Genomic DNA, 16,847 nt, shown 5'->3' with positions numbered 1-16,847 from the left:
GGTCGAACATTGATAAACAAGGGTGGCAATTGAAACCGTTAATCAATATCATGTTATTCGTGATCATGTTGGCCTTGCCAGGGGCCTCATGGGCTGAAGTTGTTTTAAAATATAATATGAACGCATCCAGTAGTTGGGTGCCGTATTACATTCCCAATAATCCTGATGAACCGGGAATTTTGGGTGAAATAATGCCGCAAATTATCGCCTTAGCTAATATTAAAACTGAAAAACACAATTTTCCGCCCAAACGTACTAATCAAGCTTTAGAAACCGGATTACTGGATTTTGATATTGTTAGCCCAAGTTGGTTTCCTCATGGTGATATGGGTGAGTTATTTGTGCAGTCAAAAGCCATTATTGATATTCAAGAAAACATTATTGTTTTGCCACAAAACGCGCAGAATTGGACAGATATCAACCAAATAAAAGGGCAGAAAATTGGTACAGTTAGAGGTTACTTGTATCACGATGACGATGTGTTCACTCGGGTAGATTTTTTATCAGAGCGAGAACTTGTAAAGGCTTTGCATAAGCAAAGAATTGAAGTGGCTATTTCAGGTGATTTACCGGCATTATATTGGGCTAAGCAACTTAATTTAGACATTAGTTTAGCGGCTATACACTCAAAAGGAGTGTTAGTGATGCGATTAAGAAAAGAGCACCAACACCTGATGCCTAAAATAGATGCGGCTATTGATACTTTAACTGCTGATGGCACTGTGCAACGAATTATCGATAAATATACCAATCAGGAGGTATTTAAGCTTAACGCACAATAGCCATATTTTATGACTGCTGGTGACAGCCCGATAACTGCTTAATTAGGCTTTTGTTTCACTATTCAATTACTGCTTAACCCACTCTGCACAACCCTGTTTAGCTCAATTCAATTTTAACCAACTCAATATAATCAAGTTAGTAGTAACTGCAAACTGCACAAAATCCTCCATAAGATTATGAGCAAAATTAATCTGTCAGTTATAATGCCCATTCGTCCTCAATCAACCAGAATAGAATATGAGCATTAGAAGAGTAATTGAAAGTGATTGGCCGAGCATTATGTCCATTCAAGCAGATTGTTACCATGAAATCACGCCCGAAAGCCTTGAAGTCATGCAAAGTAAATGGCAAGTTTCGCCTGATACCTGTTGGGTTTATGAACATCAAGGGCAAGTGTCTGGCTATATTCTTACTCATGCATGGAAAAAAGGTGACGCACCTAAGTTAGATTCCGTGTTAACTCACCAAAATAATGGCGCATCTATTAACGCTACATCCCACTATATTCACGATATGGCGGTATCCCCTCAAGCTCAAGGACTAGGTATTGCTAAAAAGTTGGTTCAGCAACTTATTAATTTTTGTCAAAACCATGATGGTCGAGGCATTGGCTTGGTTGCTATTCAAGGGGCTGATGATTTTTGGCAACGTTTTGGTTTTGATTATCATACCGATACGAGTGTTGGGTTAACTCGTGCTCTTGAAAGCTATGGTAATGATGCATGCTACATGTATTTAAACCAATAAATCGTTAAATAGCATTGTTTATCCCCGTGAGAACATGGGACAATTAAGGCTTATTTTAAATCGTAAGGATTGTTAATGGCTCGCCAAGTAATTTATACCTTTAAAGGAAAAACAAAAACAATCGCTTTTAGTTATGACAAACATCATGACCTTTATGAAGCTGCCGCTGAGGCTGAAGGAATAGATTTATCTCGCTTTTTGGCAATGGAGCAGCAAATTGCAATGACGTCTAAAAAAGGTGCCAAAGCAGAAAAAGATTTTCGTAAAACGGAATTTGCTCGGTTTGGATTTTCCAGCATTAAATTTGTACGTGAAGAAGACGAGTCAAAATAGGACTGATTAAGATGTTAAATCCTGAGCATGCTAATTTCCCTCGAGCCAGCTTTTTTAGACGTTTAGGGGCAATGATTTATGATTTATTACTGGCGGTTGCTGTGTATATGATTGCCGGTGGAATAGGTTTTGGTGTCTTTTATGGCCTGTATTCTGTTGGTATTGTATCGTTAGGTGGTTTTGAACATATCTCAGATACCTTAAATAATAATCCTTTGTATAAAGGCATATATCAGCTTTGGCTGGCGTTATGTGTGGCAGGCTTTTATGCGTTATTTTGGAGTAAAGGTGGCCAAACGTTAGGAATGCGAGCTTGGCGCTTAAAAGTACAACATCCTAACGGGCAGAATTTAAGTTTTATTACCGCGAGTGCGCGGGTCATTTGGTCATTACTTGGTGTTGGCAATTTATATATTTTGTTAAATAGCGATAAGCTGGCTTTGCAAGATAAAATGACGCGTTCTGAAGTGGTGGTGTTATCGGTTGAGGCGAATCAAATGCGCAATTGGCATGGTGCTTAAACGCGACTTGTATGTGCAATTTAACTATTCGTCGAAGATAGACAATACCATATTACTTAATAGAAAAACTCAGCCGCCTAAGTAATAGGCCGCTGAGTTTTTATTATTTAGTAACCAAGTCGATAAAGTCATTAATTCACTAATTTTATTTTGCCAAATACATCAGCATTTTTATAGCCGAGGTTCTTATCACCATTTATTGGTGTTATTTCGTGAGAGCCAATAAAGCTTTCTCTTTCGGCAGATCCGTCGTTGTCACAATAAGCCAGCATAAAACCGATAATATCACCTGAATTAAGCGCTAAAGGCAGGGCTTGATCTTTATGATTTGCTGCTAGTAGGTCATTATAGCTTTGCGGATATAAGGTGATAGCGGCTTCCCAATAGATAATGTTGGGCTGCTGTTGATCGCGCATCCAACGGCTTTTAACATGATCATTTAACAAAATAGCTTCATTTTGTAAGCCATAGTCAGCAACTTGATTGTCTAACGCTACGTGATAAGCAAAAGCATTGTGATTTGCTTGATGCTCGCCGCCTGAAGCATCTGGGTCAATAAAGATTTCTAAACAATCATCATCCCAATAGGCCACTTTCGGATCAGCGGTTTTATCTAATAAAACATCGTCAATAATCTCGGCTAATAGGAATAATTGGTTATCTCGCCACAGCAACTTATAACGCCCGCTAAAGTCTTGGGCGCTAGGTTGTTCACCCAGTATGAGCTTATCAAGCGGTTGCCAAGTAGCGCGTTGCCAAACAGCGTCGACTTTACCGTCAATATTAATGGCTGATTTGGCCAAGCCTACTTCTAAAGGTAATGTTGGTTGCGGCTTAATATCAGCATTGATGCCAGCGCAGAATAGTAAACTGCAGAATAATAGACTGCTACAAAAACTGAGCTTAATAAGAGTGTGCTTCATGTTGGTCCTTAACATGTCATCGATACAGGGGGGATTGTGTTTTGTGGCTAGATTATAGCCATAATTGCAGAGGTTATTGGGTTTATTGTCGATGAGGTAAAAAAATGCCCCTGAAAAGGTTCAGAGGCATTGTGGATATAAGGTTATTTCAGCATATCGTTAACTCGTATAACTTGCGCACGGTAACCCGTTGCAAACATGTCATGGCTATTAATGTTTATTCGCACTGCAGGTTAAGTTTCGCCATAGCGGTGTTCAACTAAAATTGATTTCACTACGCCAGTGGTTTCGTCCATTTTTACGTTGCCATAACCACCACCAAGACCAAATAAACCAGCTGAGGCAAAGTAGCTCATCATGCTGTTTTTATCAGCTTGATATTTTACAATAGAGGTTACAGGCGAGTAGCCTTCATAGCCTAATTCTTGTTTACCGTATTGCCATACCTGCTCAACTGTCATGTTGGTTTCGTCAATTTTATATTCAACTGACCGAGAATATTTTTCGGTAGCAAACATGGGTTGACCTAAGTGACGACCATCACCATTATCAAACACCGTTAAGGTGCCTTTTTCTGGGACTAAATAAGCCGTATGTGAGGTGTATGAAAAATCAAATTCACTATTAGAACATAGGCCTTTTTCATTGCAGTTTAGCGGCTTGCCTTTGGCGTTCACAGGGGTTAATAGTTTGTCTGCAAAAGCTTCTGACCAACCTTTTTTAGGGCTTAATATCCACTTCACTTGCTTGTCACGGCCAATTTTTATCACAGACGACTGATGACGCGAGCTGATAATAATGCTGTCATCTTTGGGGTCGTAGTCAATTGAATTGACGTGAATCCAATTTCGACCAGTTTCTACACCATGTATATCCCCGTAGGGAGCATTTTTTAAATCTTCAAGTGTAGTTTGATGTCCAATATGTGAGGCATTGATGTTTAAACACACCGCCCCAGCATCTAATGATAATAATGCCGCGTCACGTAGGGGATCTAATATGGTATTTAAGTCCCAGTAATCAACCAATTTACCAGTATTATCCACTTCAATAATTTGGTCGCGGATGGTATTAACTAACATGCCGTCGGGGCGACGATAATCTTTAGCGGCAGCGCGAATAAAAATATTGCCATTAGCCGCTTCCATTCCCTCATGGGAGGCATCAATAAAGTTTCCTGGTAAGCTGTGTTCTGAAATCATTCTCCCCATTAATGACATCTTTTTCCAACCTTGGCCTTGTACCCAAACCATGTTGCCATCTTTAGTGACGTTCATGCCCATGGCATAACCTGCGGTATCAAAACTTTTTGAGTTGTGAGTGGTATAAGGATTTAAATACCAGCGAATATCGCCCGCAGTATCAATAATGAAAAAACCGGGTTTGCCGTCCCACGAGAATGCTCCTGGTGCTTCAAGGTTATTATGCATTAACTGAGATGTTTTACCGTCAGGGTTGGTCCAGTTAACAAAGTACAATCTATCTTTAAAGTCGGTATCAACATGTTCTACTTCGACTAAAGGCGCTTTAGCCCATTGGCTTTCAGAAAATCCCATATCGATATCGGGTGTTAGCATTTGATAGTCATGACTATGTTGTTGGCTATTTTCAGTCCACTTAACGGTGAAGTTGTTTAAATGTGCTGGGTATAAACCAAAAATAGGTACGCCGCCTTCATCCATAATGCGCATGTCATCAACTAGATAAGTAATACTCACACCAGAATCGTCTTTGGGATGTACTGTAACTTCAACATCAGAAATCACGTGACCATTGAGGGTGACTAAAGCGGTAAGTGGCGCATTTTCATATGGATTATGTATCAGATAGCCTAAAGGGGCATCTTCAACAGGCTGAGGTTTCATCCCCATGGGATTTGCTTGAGCCGAGGGTACAGTGGATAAAATAGATAGAGCTAACACAGAATAGATAAGCGGCTTGATCATAATTAAACTCAATTGTTGGTCATCATTATAGTTATATTAAGTTTTTAAACCATAGACATAATGATATGAATGGTTAATAGGCGAGGCTAGATTAACCACTTAATCATAAAGAAGAAAATTGGAGTTTTTAAAGTGATTTGATGATCACAAAGGCATAAATTAGCGCATATGATGGGGAACTTTTTATCACGGCTTTTTGCGAAAAGTAAAGGCTGGTTTTGTGTTTGAAATTGATAAGTTAGGGCTTTAGACCAATGGGTAAAGCGGTCATAAAAATCAGGTGTAAAGCAGGATCGTTCCCTATCGAAAATGATGCGTTTTTCAACATTTGTCGTTTTGGGCTGCTGGGGGACCCAAGAGATTAATATTGCTTATGCCATTTTAGCCGCTGCAGGATGGAATTTTACTATGTTAATTCAAAAGAAGTCTTGGAAACTTGCGTTCTAAACCTAGGATAAACGAAGCACCACGACGTTTGTGTCCTTAGTACATATTCCAAATTCATTTAGGGGTAAAACGATTTACCTGTGAAGGACAATTGCCGAAAAAAGCGATTGATAGGCTTCAGAAATAAAAATTAACACTGACCCCATTACTTAATCGCGTTGCTCAATAAGCTAATCAGGTTTTCGGGCATGGGGCATAATTGGCGCAGGGTGTTCATGCACACCATTTCTATGGTGGCGGTTACAGCAGGTTTATTGGCGTTGGGACGCCATATTTCTTGCTTCCAAATAGTGCGATATTTACTTTCAAAACAGAATTGGGTTCTAACATCAATAATGTCAGCAAATTCAACACCATCATGGCAAATCATATCGGTTTTATATACTGCAAAGCCTAGCCCTTGTTGCTGCCAAAGTTGTTGTAATAGCGGGGCGCCTATTACGTGCTCTCTTGCGCGTTCAAAATACTTTAAAAAGTTAGGGTGATAAACAACACCTGAAAAGTCGGTATCTTCATAGTAAATCTGTACATCAAAGTGAGCGACTTGGCTCCAGGTTAGTGCTGTTTTACTGGCAGGGGGATTCATTAGCTACCTACTTTTTCTAACGCGAATATTGGCTGGTGGCAGTGTAGAAGATTTTAATATTTTTTTCAGAGTTTTTTGTTAATTAAGTTGTGATGTTCAATGTTTGCAAATGCAAGTCATAAACCGTTATAATTTCCATTAGATTTTTCTAATAGATTGTTTGGAGTCAATATGGCTAATAAAATTGTACAAGTGAATACCACGATGGGTGAGGGCTGGAAAGTTACCGCACAGGTAAGAGAGCATACTTTGATTATTGATCAACCGAGTGCGACAAACGAAGGGGCTAATCCACTTGAAACATTCTTATTTTCATTAGCTGGGTGTATTTCTGCCATTGCTAAAATGGTGGCTAAAGATCAAAAAATTCACTTAAGACAGTTTGATGTCTCGGTTAAAGGTGAGTTGAACCCAGCGGGTTTGAATGGTAAACAAAGCGATGATCCGGTGGGTTTCAAGACTATCGATATTATGGCTTCAGTTGATGCAGATTTAGATGAACAACAAAAAAAAGCCTTTTTAGATGCGGTTTGTCATCGTTGCCCTGTTCATGACAATTTACTTAATCCCACTTTAGTGACTCACGCAGTAAATTAATTCAACTTAATCGAGCCATTATCTTAGTAAAGTATGGTCGATAGGGGTGTGCTGCTGGCATTGGTCTAGTAGTGACTTAGCGGTTAAAGGCGGCACACTAATAACATGAGTTAATACCTCATACTTTCGATTTATGGCTTTAATCAATAAATCAAAATCGCCATCACCAGACAGCAGAATCACTTCATTGACGTCTGCGGATAGTTCTAGCATGTCGATGGTGATGCCCACATCCCAATCCCCTTTGGCGGTTCCATCACTACGTTGAATGTAGGGCTTCGTTTTAACCTCAAATCCGATGTATTTTAATGCATCTTGAAACTTAACTTGGCCGTCATCATTTGGGGCAATAGCATACGCAATGGCATGGGTGATCTCGCCTCTTTGTGCCAATTGGCGGTAGAGTTCGCGGTAATTAAAGCTGCGCTCAAAGGCCTGTTTGCAGGTGTAATAAATATTTTGTACGTCTACGAATACGGCAATTTTATACATCTTATTCCTTTAAGCATCAGCTTTATTAATGAGTACTAAGTGGTTGTAGCTTGTTGTTTTTGTGCTGCTATGGCTTTATCTAGTTCGGCGGCAACATAACCCGGTGACTTAGTGGATGCTGAGATCAACCTATACATTGCCGGAATAACGAATAAGGTCACCAATGACGCAAATGCCATACCGAAGAAAATAACCGTACCTACGGCTATACGGCTTTCGCTACCGGCTCCGGTGGATAATATTAACGGAATCGCTCCAATTAACGTGGTAAATGCGGTCATTAAAATCGGTCTTAATCGTCTTGCTGAAGCATCAATAATGGCTTGGTCTAAGCTTAAGCCTCTATCACGTAATTGATTGGCAAACTCAACAATTAAAATACCGTTTTTTGTCACCATACCGATCAACATTATCATACCTATTTGACTATAGATATTCAGACCTTGGTCAGTGAGTGCTAACCCCAAGAAACCGCCAAAAATTCCCATGGGGACGGTTAACATAACAACTAGTGGGTTAATAAAGCTTTCAAATTGTCCTGCTAATACTAAATATGCCACTAGTAAGGCGAGGGCAAATACAATTAATACACTGCTTTGGTTTTCTTTAAAGTCTTTAGATTCACCCGTGTATGAAATTGAGATATCAGCAGGCAGTAACTCTATGGCTTTTTGGTCTAAAAATGCTAATCCTTCTCCTAGGGTATAACCATCGCCTAAATTGGCTTTAAGGGTAATCGATTTTTGCTTATTGCTATGGCTTAACTTCTGCGGTGAGGCGACCTCCTCAATATGGGTGACACTGTCTAAGGTAATTAAATCTCCCTTATTTGAACGCAGGTAAATTTTGCTTAAATCGGCGACATTATTGAAACTGTTCTCTTCGCCTCGCAAATAAACGTCGTACTCTTCTCCGCGCTCAATAAAGGTGGTTTCACTTTTACCGCCTAACATGATTTCAAGTGTTTCAGACACTGATGCAACACTGATCCCTAAATCTGCAGCACGTTGTTTGTCGATAGTAACCACTAACTCAGGGGTCGTTTCGGCATAGTCTAAATCTGCCCCCTCTAGTATTGGGCTTTCGTCTGCCTCGTGTTGTAATACTTGAGCCCATTTAAATAATTCTTGGTAATCGGCACCGCCTAAAACAAATTGTACAGGTTCGCTAGATTGCCCCCTGAACCCAGGCATCATAGGTCTTACCATCACATCTGGAATATCTTTTAAAGTCTCAGCGATTAGGGCTAACGACTGTTGAACGTTCGCTTCTCTGTGTGCCCAATCTTCTAATTGAATAATCACAAAGCCAGTTTGGTCGCCTGCTCGACCACCAAATGCGGGTGCTTGTACACTAAACGATTTAATGGTTCCTTGGCCTAACAATGGCATTAATCTGTTTTCAACAATATCCATGTTGGCAATCATTCGGTTGTAGCTGGTCCCTTCAGCCCCTTTAATAAAGGCGAATAACACGCCTCTATCTTCCTGTGGCGCAAGCTGTGAAGGAATGTTTTGCATCAGTAAATAACTGCCCCCTAAACAGGCAGCAATAATGATTGGAGCAGCCATTTTCCAATTAATCGCTAGGGTGACGCCTTTACGATAAATTTGCTCTAACTGATTAAATTGACGGTCTATCCATTTATTGAATGCATTGGGTTTTACGTTTGCTTTAAGTAACTTACTACCTAGCACTGGGGTAAGTGTTAAGGCTATTAGGGACGAAAACATTACCGAAACAGCCAGCATAACGGAAAATTCGGTGAACAGAAGTCCTACCATGCCATCCATGAATGAGATAGGTAAAAACACCATAATCAACACTAATGTGGTTGATATGACCGCAAACCCAACCTCTTGAGTGCCTTTATAGGCAGCAAGTAAAGGAGGCTCACCTTTTTCAATGTGATGAAAAATATTTTCTACTACCACAATGGCATCATCGACTACTAAGCCAATAGATAAGATTAATGCCATTAAAGTTAATAGGTTAATGGAATAACCTAGGCTATAAGCAGCCATAAAGGCAGAAATTAATGATACCGGTACCGTAACGGCAGGAATAAGCGTTGCCCTGAATTGACCGATAAAAATATACAAGACCAATACTACCAGTAATCCGGTAATGATTAGCGTGTTGTAAACTTCGCTGATTGAACGCTCAATAAATACGTTAGCATCATAATCTACAACTAACCTTGCGCCCTCAGGTAAAAATTGCTGCATATCAGCAACTTCTCGGTGAACCGCTTTAGCTACATCTAGAGGGTTGGCGTCAGATTGCGGGATAATGCCTAAACTTAAATTGACAATACCATCACTTTTAAAGGTTGAGTTTTCATTTTCAGCACCGACAAACACTTTGGCTACATCTTTTAGGTAGATGGGGTTGCCATTGTTGGCGGTTCTGACCACTAAATAGTCGAAGTCTTCTGCGGTGTAATATAGGCGTTTAGTCCGAACTGACATTACTGTGGTGTCGTTACGTACTTCACCACCGGGTGTTTCAACGTTTTCAGCTTTTAATGCACTGACAATATCATTGGCGGTGACATTACGACCCGCCATCAGCTCAGGCTGCAATTGCACATACATTACCTTGTATAAGCCGCCAGAAAGGTTAACTGAGCTAACGCCGGTGATCAGGCTAAACTTATCTTCTAATACTCTTTGGGCGTAATCGGTTAGCTGAGTTCGGTCCATCAATTCAGAACTTAAATTGACGTAAATTGAGGGCTGGCCGGTGCCGTTATCTTTTGACACAATGGGATCGTCAGCTTCATCGGGTAAGCCACGTTGCGCTTTGGCTACTGCATCACGAACATCACTCACGCCTTCGGTTAAATTCCAACCCAGCAAAAATTTGATGGTAATTTGTGACATGCCATTGCGCGTCACAGAGGTCAGTTCATCAATACCACTAATGCCGGTTAGTTGGTCTTCAATGGTTTTAGTGACTTGGCTTTCCATAATAGAGGCTGAAGCACCATTATAAGTGGTCATAACGGTTACAACGGGGTTTTCTACATCTGGCATTTCTCGAACAGATAACTTAGAAAACGACACAAAGCCAAAAACACACAACAAAATACTGAGTACAATGGCAACAACAGGGCGTTTAACGGCGGTATCACTTAACCACATTAGCGAGCCTCCACTGTTGCAGCATCGGTTGGCATATTTTGAGCAACATGAGTTAAGTTATTCACTTTTATACCGTTACGCATATTCACTAAACCTTGTACCACAATGGTGTCGCCAATATTTAAGCCACTATTAATCAGTACCTCATCGTTAACCCTTGCTCCTAATTCCACTTCGGTTTTATGGGCGATATTGTTTTTATCAATTACATAAACAAAGCGTTTAGTCCCTGAATACTCTAGCGCTTGCACAGGAACGATTGGGGCTGAAATACTAGGGAATACTACTGTGGCCGACATCATCATGCCCGGTTTTAATTGGTTGTTCGTGTTTTCAAACTCGGCGCGCACGGTCAGGTTTAAGGTGTCTTCATTAACTCTTGGGTCAATGGCGACGACGGTTCCTGCAAACTGAGTATTTGCCCAAGCTTTACTTGTGGCGCTAATCGCCATGCCATGGCTGAGTTGAGATAAGTAATGCTCTGGAATATTTAAGTCTAAATAAAGATGACTTAAATCATCTAAAGACAATAAAGTTTCAGCGGCATTAGCCATTTTGCCACGGCTAAAGTTTATTAAGCCGACGTTACCTGAGAAGGGCGCCACCAGTGAATGATAATTCAAATCTGCTGTGGCGGCAGCTAGTCTTGCAGAGGCTATATCGACCTTGGCTTTTTGAGCTTCTATTTCAGTTTGGGTAATCGCGTTAACGTTAATCAGCCGACTAAACTCATCTTGTATACGTAATTCATCAACATAGTAGGCCTGCGCTTCTGTGACATTGGCTTTGGCTTTGGCGTCTTCTAATGAAATGAGTAGCTGGCCTTTTTCAACATATTGATTAGAAGTCACGTTAATATGTTTAATTTTGCCGCTAATTTGTGGTGCCAATAAAACAGAATGCTTGGCTTTTAATTTGCCAATGAGTGTTACTGATTGCGATAACGGATGAACATCTACCGTGGCTGTAATAACAGGAATGACTCTTGTGGGCCTATTATTGGGCTGTGGCTTGTCAGCTTTATCTTTACTCACGACATAACCAGCAAACATGCCGATAAAAAGGATAATTATTAAGATGATTTTTTTCATAAGGACTGAGCTCTCAAGCAAGCGGTGCAAGTATCTAGAACAAACGTGCGCTATTGTAATGACCTTTTTGTGTTTGCGGCGTAAAGCAATGTAAATCTGAGCAAGTATTGTGTAACAGGCATAATTTCATTATGGACATAACATCGTTGCTGAGGGGTTATCTTGTGGTTATTAGCGATAAATACAAAAAAGCCATGCACTATGGCATGGCTTAATTAACCATAACTGAAAAGCGGCTTAATTTTACCGTTTGGGCTTATCAGCTAATTCAAGGCTGTGTCATTGTTTTATTCAATATGTTACTTAGCGATTCGTTTGTATTTTAAACGATGTGGCTCAACCACGTCTGCACCATAAGTATTTTTCAACCATGTTGAATATTCAGTGTAGTTACCTTCATAGAAGTTCACTTTACCTTCATCTCGATAATCTAAAATATGGGTAGCAATACGGTCTAAGAACCAACGGTCATGCGAAATCACCATAGCACAACCAGGGAACTCAAGAAGGGCTTCTTCAAGTGCACGTAATGTTTCTACGTCTAAGTCGTTGGTGGGTTCGTCAAGTAATAGTACGTTACCACCGGCTTGTAATAATTTAGCTAAATGAACACGATTGCGCTCACCACCCGATAGCGAACCAATAATATTTTGTTGGTCACCGCCACGGAAGTTAAAGCGGCCAACATAAGCGCGGCTAGGAATTTCCATATTGCCCACTTTCATGATGTCTTGGCCACCTGAAATTTCTTGCCATACGGTGTTTTTGTCGTTCATGGAGTCGCGGAACTGATCAACAGAAGCAATGTGAACAGATTCGCCCACTTCAATGGTGCCGCTGTCAGGTTGTTCGGTGCCGCTAATCATTTTAAATAGGGTTGACTTACCCGCACCGTTAGCACCAATAATACCGACAATCGCCCCTTTAGGAACTGTAAATGATAGGTTATCAATTAATACTCGGTCACCGTATGATTTTGTTAAGCCGTTAACCTCAATCACCTTGTCACCTAGTCGCGGCCCAGGCGGAATAAACAGTTCATTGGTTTCATTTCGTTTTTGATAGTCATTGGTGTTTAACTCTTCAAAACGCGCCATACGGGCTTTGCCTTTTGACTGGCGGCCTTTTGAACCTTGGCGAACCCATTCAAGCTCTTTGGCGATGGTTTTTTGTTTAGCGTTTTCAGTGGCCGACTCTTGTTTTAGTCGAGCATCTTTTTGCTCTAACCATGAAGAGTAGTTGCCTTCCCATGGAATGCCTTCACCACGGTCAAGTTCTAAAATCCAACCCGCGGCATTATCTAAGAAATAACGGTCATGGGTAATCGCCACAACGGTGCCATTATATTCTTGTAAGAAGTGCTCAAGCCAAGCAACCGATTCTGCGTCTAAGTGGTTAGTTGGTTCATCTAGTAACAGCATTTCAGGCTTTTCAAGTAACAAGCGACAAATAGCCACTCGGCGACGCTCACCACCGGATAAAACGGCAATTTTCTCATCCCAATCAGGTAGACGTAATGCATTGGCGGCACGGTCTAAAATGGTGTCTAAATTGTGTGCGTCGGTTGCTTGAATAATCGCTTCAAGTTCGCCTTGTTCTTTTGCTAATGCATCGAAGTCAGCATCTGGCTCGGCGTATAATGCGTAAACTTCATCTAAACGTGTTAACGCATTTTTAGCTTCACTTACCGCTTCTTCAATGGACTCACGAACTGTTTTAGATTCATCTAGCTTAGGTTCCTGTGGTAGATAGCCAATTTTTAGGCCAGGCATAGGACGCGCTTCACCTTCAATTTCGGTATCTAAGCCAGCCATAATTTTGAGCAGGGTCGATTTACCTGAACCATTTAGACCTAATACACCAATTTTTGCTCCAGGGAAGAAGCTTAAAGAAATGTCTTTTAGAATTTGCTTTTTAGGCGGGACAATTTTACCCACTCTAAGCATGCTATATACAAACTGAGCCATGAGATACCATCTTTTTATCAACAAATAATAGCCCTGATTCTAATAGAATATAGCGAGAACTAAAATGGATTTTTACTCGACTGACTATTTTTAAGCTCATTTACTTGGTAACATTTCTGCAACCTCACTTTCAATAAAAATAAAAGGATTATTTTGTTGCAGACTCAAGGACTTTGCCTGCGAATAGGTGTTGGCATCTTGTTGTTATCTTTGCCGTTGGCCGGACAATGTCAAGCAGAACAGCCTAGCTCATCTACCCGAAATGAACATCAACATACTACGACTGAACTCACTTCCTTTTCGCCTGCAGAAAAAAATTGGCTTGGTGCTAGCCTTGAATTATCCACCTGGTTAATTCTTGGAACCGGGCTGTACTCTGCCAGTTCTGAAAGTATGAAAGATGACTTTGATTATGAAATTGAAGGTGATGCGGCAAAATACTTTTATCAACGACTGACCTCAAATGACAGCTGGAAATATGATGACAACGCTCTAGGTATGAACTGGGGACATGCTTATGCTGGGGCCATTTATCATCAGTCATTTCGTAATAATGGCTTTAATTATTATGAATCGGTTGCAGGTACGTTTGTGGCGTCCACTATTTGGGAGGTCTTTGCAGAATATAAAGAAGTGGTCAGTATTAATGATCAAATAGTCACAACATGGGGCGGGGCGGTATTGGGCGAAAGCTTTTATCAACTGGCAGATATGTTACATACTAAAGAGGGGTGGCTGCCAACCGCATTTGCTTGGGTGTTTAACCCAGCTGATACAGTAAAGCGTTGGGCTGGTTATGGTAAAGACTCACGATTTGACCGCAGTAAATCTGTCGATATATTTAATCTTTACACTGGTGTATTACATTCGCAAAAGACAGCGTCAGACTATTCAGTGACTTCAATGCTATTAGGAATGGAGGCCCGTATTGATAATCGTAAAGGCAAGACTGATGGGTTTGTTTCTACTCCCAGTTTAGTTGATATGAACATGGAAGCGGGCATTTCACAAAATGGTATTGAAGATTGGCAAATGCATACTCAAGTATGGCTAGGGGGATATAAAGGACACTCCGCGAGTAATCACTTAGCCACTGACTGGGCGCATAGTTTTTACTTTGGTCCATCTACAGCGATGGAATATACCAGCCTGGGTACTGATGCTGATGAAGATTTTTATGCTGTAGTTAATCTATTAGGCTTGTCAGCGGCAGCAAATTGGCACAATCAATATATTAATATTGAATTTAAAAGTGACATATTTGGTGACTTTTCGATGGTTAAACCTTTTGCCACCACGGACTATTTAGCTCAAGGGCGCAATTTTTGGGGAACTAAGTCAGTCATCTGGGAAGGTGATTATGGCTATGCTTGGGGCCATACATTTAATTTATCTTTTAATATCAACATTGATCATGTGACATTCGGAATGAAGCTCAAGTCACAACGATGGGATTCTTTAGATGATAAAGACATGGAACGAGTGGCGCTTTGGAACCCCAATGTGAACGATTTAAACTTTGAAGATGCTCGCGACAGATATCAAATTTATATTGATTACGCCTTTAATTCGGCGATTTCTATGAGTTTGCATCATGAACAACTTAATCAATATGGCATTATTGAAGGCATTGATAACCCACAAATATACAGTCGTTATGATGACCGGCAAAAACGCACTTGGTTAAGGCTGGCATACCGATATTGATGTACTGGCATAATTATCTTCATTAATTGCAAAGTTTGAAAAATAGAACAGTGTTTTTGATAACTGTTTTTGCGGCTTATTTGGTCATTGTTGTTAATGCTATTTTAATTAAAAATCAGTGAGTATCTGAAACATAGAGCATTTTTAATTTTTACTTGAGTAAATTTATTGTTTGAAGTCAGCTAATTTCATGTTGTAAAGGCTGGGATTGAATTGATTTGCAGAGTAGAATACCGCGCAACCCTACTACTATAGAACCTATCGTTGGAGTCACCATGCTTAAGAAAGCGATGAATATTGCGGATTACGATCCAGAATTATTTAAAGCCATTGAAGATGAAACTTGTCGCCAAGAAGAGCACATCGAGTTAATTGCATCTGAAAACTATACCAGCCCTCGTGTAATGGAAGCTCAAGGTTCTCAGTTAACCAATAAGTACGCAGAAGGTTACCCTGGCAAGCGTTACTATGGCGGTTGTGAGTATGTTGATGTGATTGAAACTCTAGCCATTGAACGTGCTAAAGAGCTATTCGGTGCAACTTACGCGAACGTACAACCTCACTCAGGTTCTCAGGCGAACAGCGCTGTATTTATGGCTCTTCTACAGCCAGGTGATACCGTATTAGGTATGAACCTAGCGCATGGTGGCCACTTAACTCACGGTTCTCCAGTTAACTTCTCTGGTAAGTTATACAACATCATTCCTTACGGTATTGATGAGTCAGGTAAAATTGACTATGACGAAATGGAGCGTTTAGCGTTAGAACACAAGCCTAAAATGATGATTGGCGGTTTCTCTGCTTATTCAGGTATTGTTGACTGGGCAAGAATGCGTGAAATTGCTGATAAAATTGGCGCGTATTTATTTGTTGATATGGCTCACGTTGCTGGCTTAATTGCTGCGGGTGTTTATCCATCTCCAGTGGCTCATGCTCATGTTGTGACTTCTACCACTCACAAAACCTTAGCGGGTCCTCGTGGCGGTATCATTATTTCTGCAGCTGACGATGAAGACTTATACAAAAAGTTAAACTCTGCAGTATTCCCTGGTGGCCAAGGTGGCCCACTAATGCATGTTATCGCGGGTAAAGCGGTGGCATTCAAAGAAGCATTAGAGCCAGAGTTTAAAGTTTACCAACAGCAGGTAGTTAATAATGCTAAAGCAATGGTTGAAGTGTTCTTACAACGTGGATACAAAATTGTATCTGGTGGAACAGAAAACCACTTAATGCTAGTTGACTTAATTGGTCGTGATTTAACGGGTAAAGAAGCCGATGCTGCACTTGGCAGTGCTAACATTACCGTTAACAAAAACTCAGTACCGAATGACCCACGTTCACCATTTGTGACGTCAGGTATTCGTATCGGTTCTCCAGCGATTACTCGTCGTGGCTTTAAAGAAGCTGAAGCGAAGGAATTGACTGGCTGGATTTGTGACATTTTAGATGATGCACAAAACCAAAGCGTTATTGATGACGTTAAAGCTAAAGTGTTAACGTTATGTGCTAAATTCCCTGTTTACGGGTAATTTGCTTTGACAATTATTCTGTTAGCTTAACC

At 40.6% G+C, this 16,847-nt stretch carries 14 protein-coding genes; 7 read left to right on the top strand and 7 right to left on the bottom strand.

Going from position 1 to position 16,847, the window contains the following annotated elements:
* The first annotated feature begins 8 nt into the window (after window positions 1-8).
* From L2672_RS04000 to L2672_RS03985, 4 genes are all read left to right on the top strand, one after another.
* Complete coding sequence (locus L2672_RS04000) at window positions 9-782, top strand: substrate-binding periplasmic protein (protein ID WP_420833129.1); 774 nt, start codon at window positions 9-11, stop codon at window positions 780-782.
* Window positions 783-1,020: 238 nt separating this feature from the next.
* Window positions 1,021-1,530, top strand: coding sequence for a GNAT family N-acetyltransferase (locus L2672_RS03995; RefSeq protein ID WP_248994541.1), 510 nt, complete (start codon window positions 1,021-1,023; stop codon window positions 1,528-1,530).
* Between the two features lie 75 nt (window positions 1,531-1,605).
* Window positions 1,606-1,863, top strand: a complete 258-nt coding sequence (locus tag L2672_RS03990; protein ID WP_248994540.1) for a DUF2960 domain-containing protein — start codon at window positions 1,606-1,608, stop codon at window positions 1,861-1,863.
* A gap of 11 nt (window positions 1,864-1,874) precedes the next feature.
* Window positions 1,875-2,384 carry an RDD family protein gene (locus L2672_RS03985; RefSeq protein WP_248994539.1) on the top strand — a complete coding sequence of 170 codons (510 nt, stop codon included), beginning with the start codon at window positions 1,875-1,877 and terminating at the stop codon, window positions 2,382-2,384.
* 131 nt (window positions 2,385-2,515) lie between these two features.
* Here L2672_RS03985 and L2672_RS03980 read toward each other — a convergent pair whose 3' ends face one another.
* From L2672_RS03980 to L2672_RS03970, 3 genes are all read right to left on the bottom strand, one after another.
* A complete protein-coding gene (locus L2672_RS03980; protein WP_248994538.1) occupies window positions 2,516-3,307 on the bottom strand; it encodes a CBM9 family sugar-binding protein in 792 nt (263 codons plus the stop codon).
* 233 nt (window positions 3,308-3,540) lie between these two features.
* Window positions 3,541-5,178, bottom strand: a complete 1,638-nt coding sequence (locus L2672_RS03975; protein ID WP_248994537.1) for an aryl-sulfate sulfotransferase — start codon at window positions 5,176-5,178, stop codon at window positions 3,541-3,543.
* 667 nt (window positions 5,179-5,845) lie between these two features.
* Complete coding sequence (locus L2672_RS03970) at window positions 5,846-6,286, bottom strand: acyl-CoA thioesterase (RefSeq protein ID WP_248994536.1); 441 nt, start codon at window positions 6,284-6,286, stop codon at window positions 5,846-5,848.
* 171 nt (window positions 6,287-6,457) lie between these two features.
* Between L2672_RS03970 and L2672_RS03965 the strand changes: the two genes are divergently transcribed.
* A complete protein-coding gene (locus L2672_RS03965; protein ID WP_248994535.1) occupies window positions 6,458-6,883 on the top strand; it encodes an OsmC family protein in 426 nt (141 codons plus the stop codon).
* An 18-nt stretch (window positions 6,884-6,901) separates the two neighbouring features.
* On the opposite strand, the gene L2672_RS03960 is transcribed toward L2672_RS03965, so the two are convergent.
* The 4 genes from L2672_RS03960 to ettA form a co-directional block, all read right to left on the bottom strand.
* Entirely contained in the window at window positions 6,902-7,375 is a 474-nt protein-coding gene (locus L2672_RS03960) for a LabA-like NYN domain-containing protein (RefSeq protein ID WP_248994534.1), read from the bottom strand.
* Window positions 7,376-7,410: 35 nt separating this feature from the next.
* Window positions 7,411-10,521 carry a multidrug efflux RND transporter permease subunit gene (locus L2672_RS03955; protein WP_248994533.1) on the bottom strand — a complete coding sequence of 1,037 codons (3,111 nt, stop codon included), beginning with the start codon at window positions 10,519-10,521 and terminating at the stop codon, window positions 7,411-7,413.
* Window positions 10,521-11,612, bottom strand: coding sequence for an efflux RND transporter periplasmic adaptor subunit (locus L2672_RS03950; RefSeq protein WP_248994532.1), 1,092 nt, complete (start codon window positions 11,610-11,612; stop codon window positions 10,521-10,523). Before L2672_RS03950 ends, L2672_RS03955 begins: the two co-directional genes overlap by 1 nt.
* Window positions 11,613-11,911: 299 nt before the next feature.
* Window positions 11,912-13,579 (bottom strand): energy-dependent translational throttle protein EttA, encoded by a 1,668-nt coding sequence (gene ettA / locus L2672_RS03945; protein WP_248994531.1) that lies wholly within the window; start codon window positions 13,577-13,579, stop codon window positions 11,912-11,914.
* Between the two features lie 156 nt (window positions 13,580-13,735).
* On the opposite strand from ettA, the gene L2672_RS03940 reads away from it, so the two are divergent.
* On the top strand, window positions 13,736-15,286 hold the full coding sequence (locus tag L2672_RS03940) for a DUF3943 domain-containing protein (RefSeq protein WP_248994530.1): 1,551 nt from the start codon (window positions 13,736-13,738) through the stop codon (window positions 15,284-15,286).
* A gap of 275 nt (window positions 15,287-15,561) precedes the next feature.
* Window positions 15,562-16,815, top strand: coding sequence for a serine hydroxymethyltransferase (gene glyA / locus L2672_RS03935; RefSeq protein WP_248994529.1), 1,254 nt, complete (start codon window positions 15,562-15,564; stop codon window positions 16,813-16,815).
* The last annotated feature ends 32 nt before the right edge of the window (window positions 16,816-16,847 follow it).

This window comes from Shewanella gaetbuli (genome assembly GCF_023284065.1).
GTDB lineage: Bacteria > Pseudomonadota > Gammaproteobacteria > Enterobacterales > Shewanellaceae > Shewanella > Shewanella gaetbuli.
Note: the sequence above shows the minus strand (reverse complement) of the source record. Positions and strands in the feature narration are given on the sequence as shown.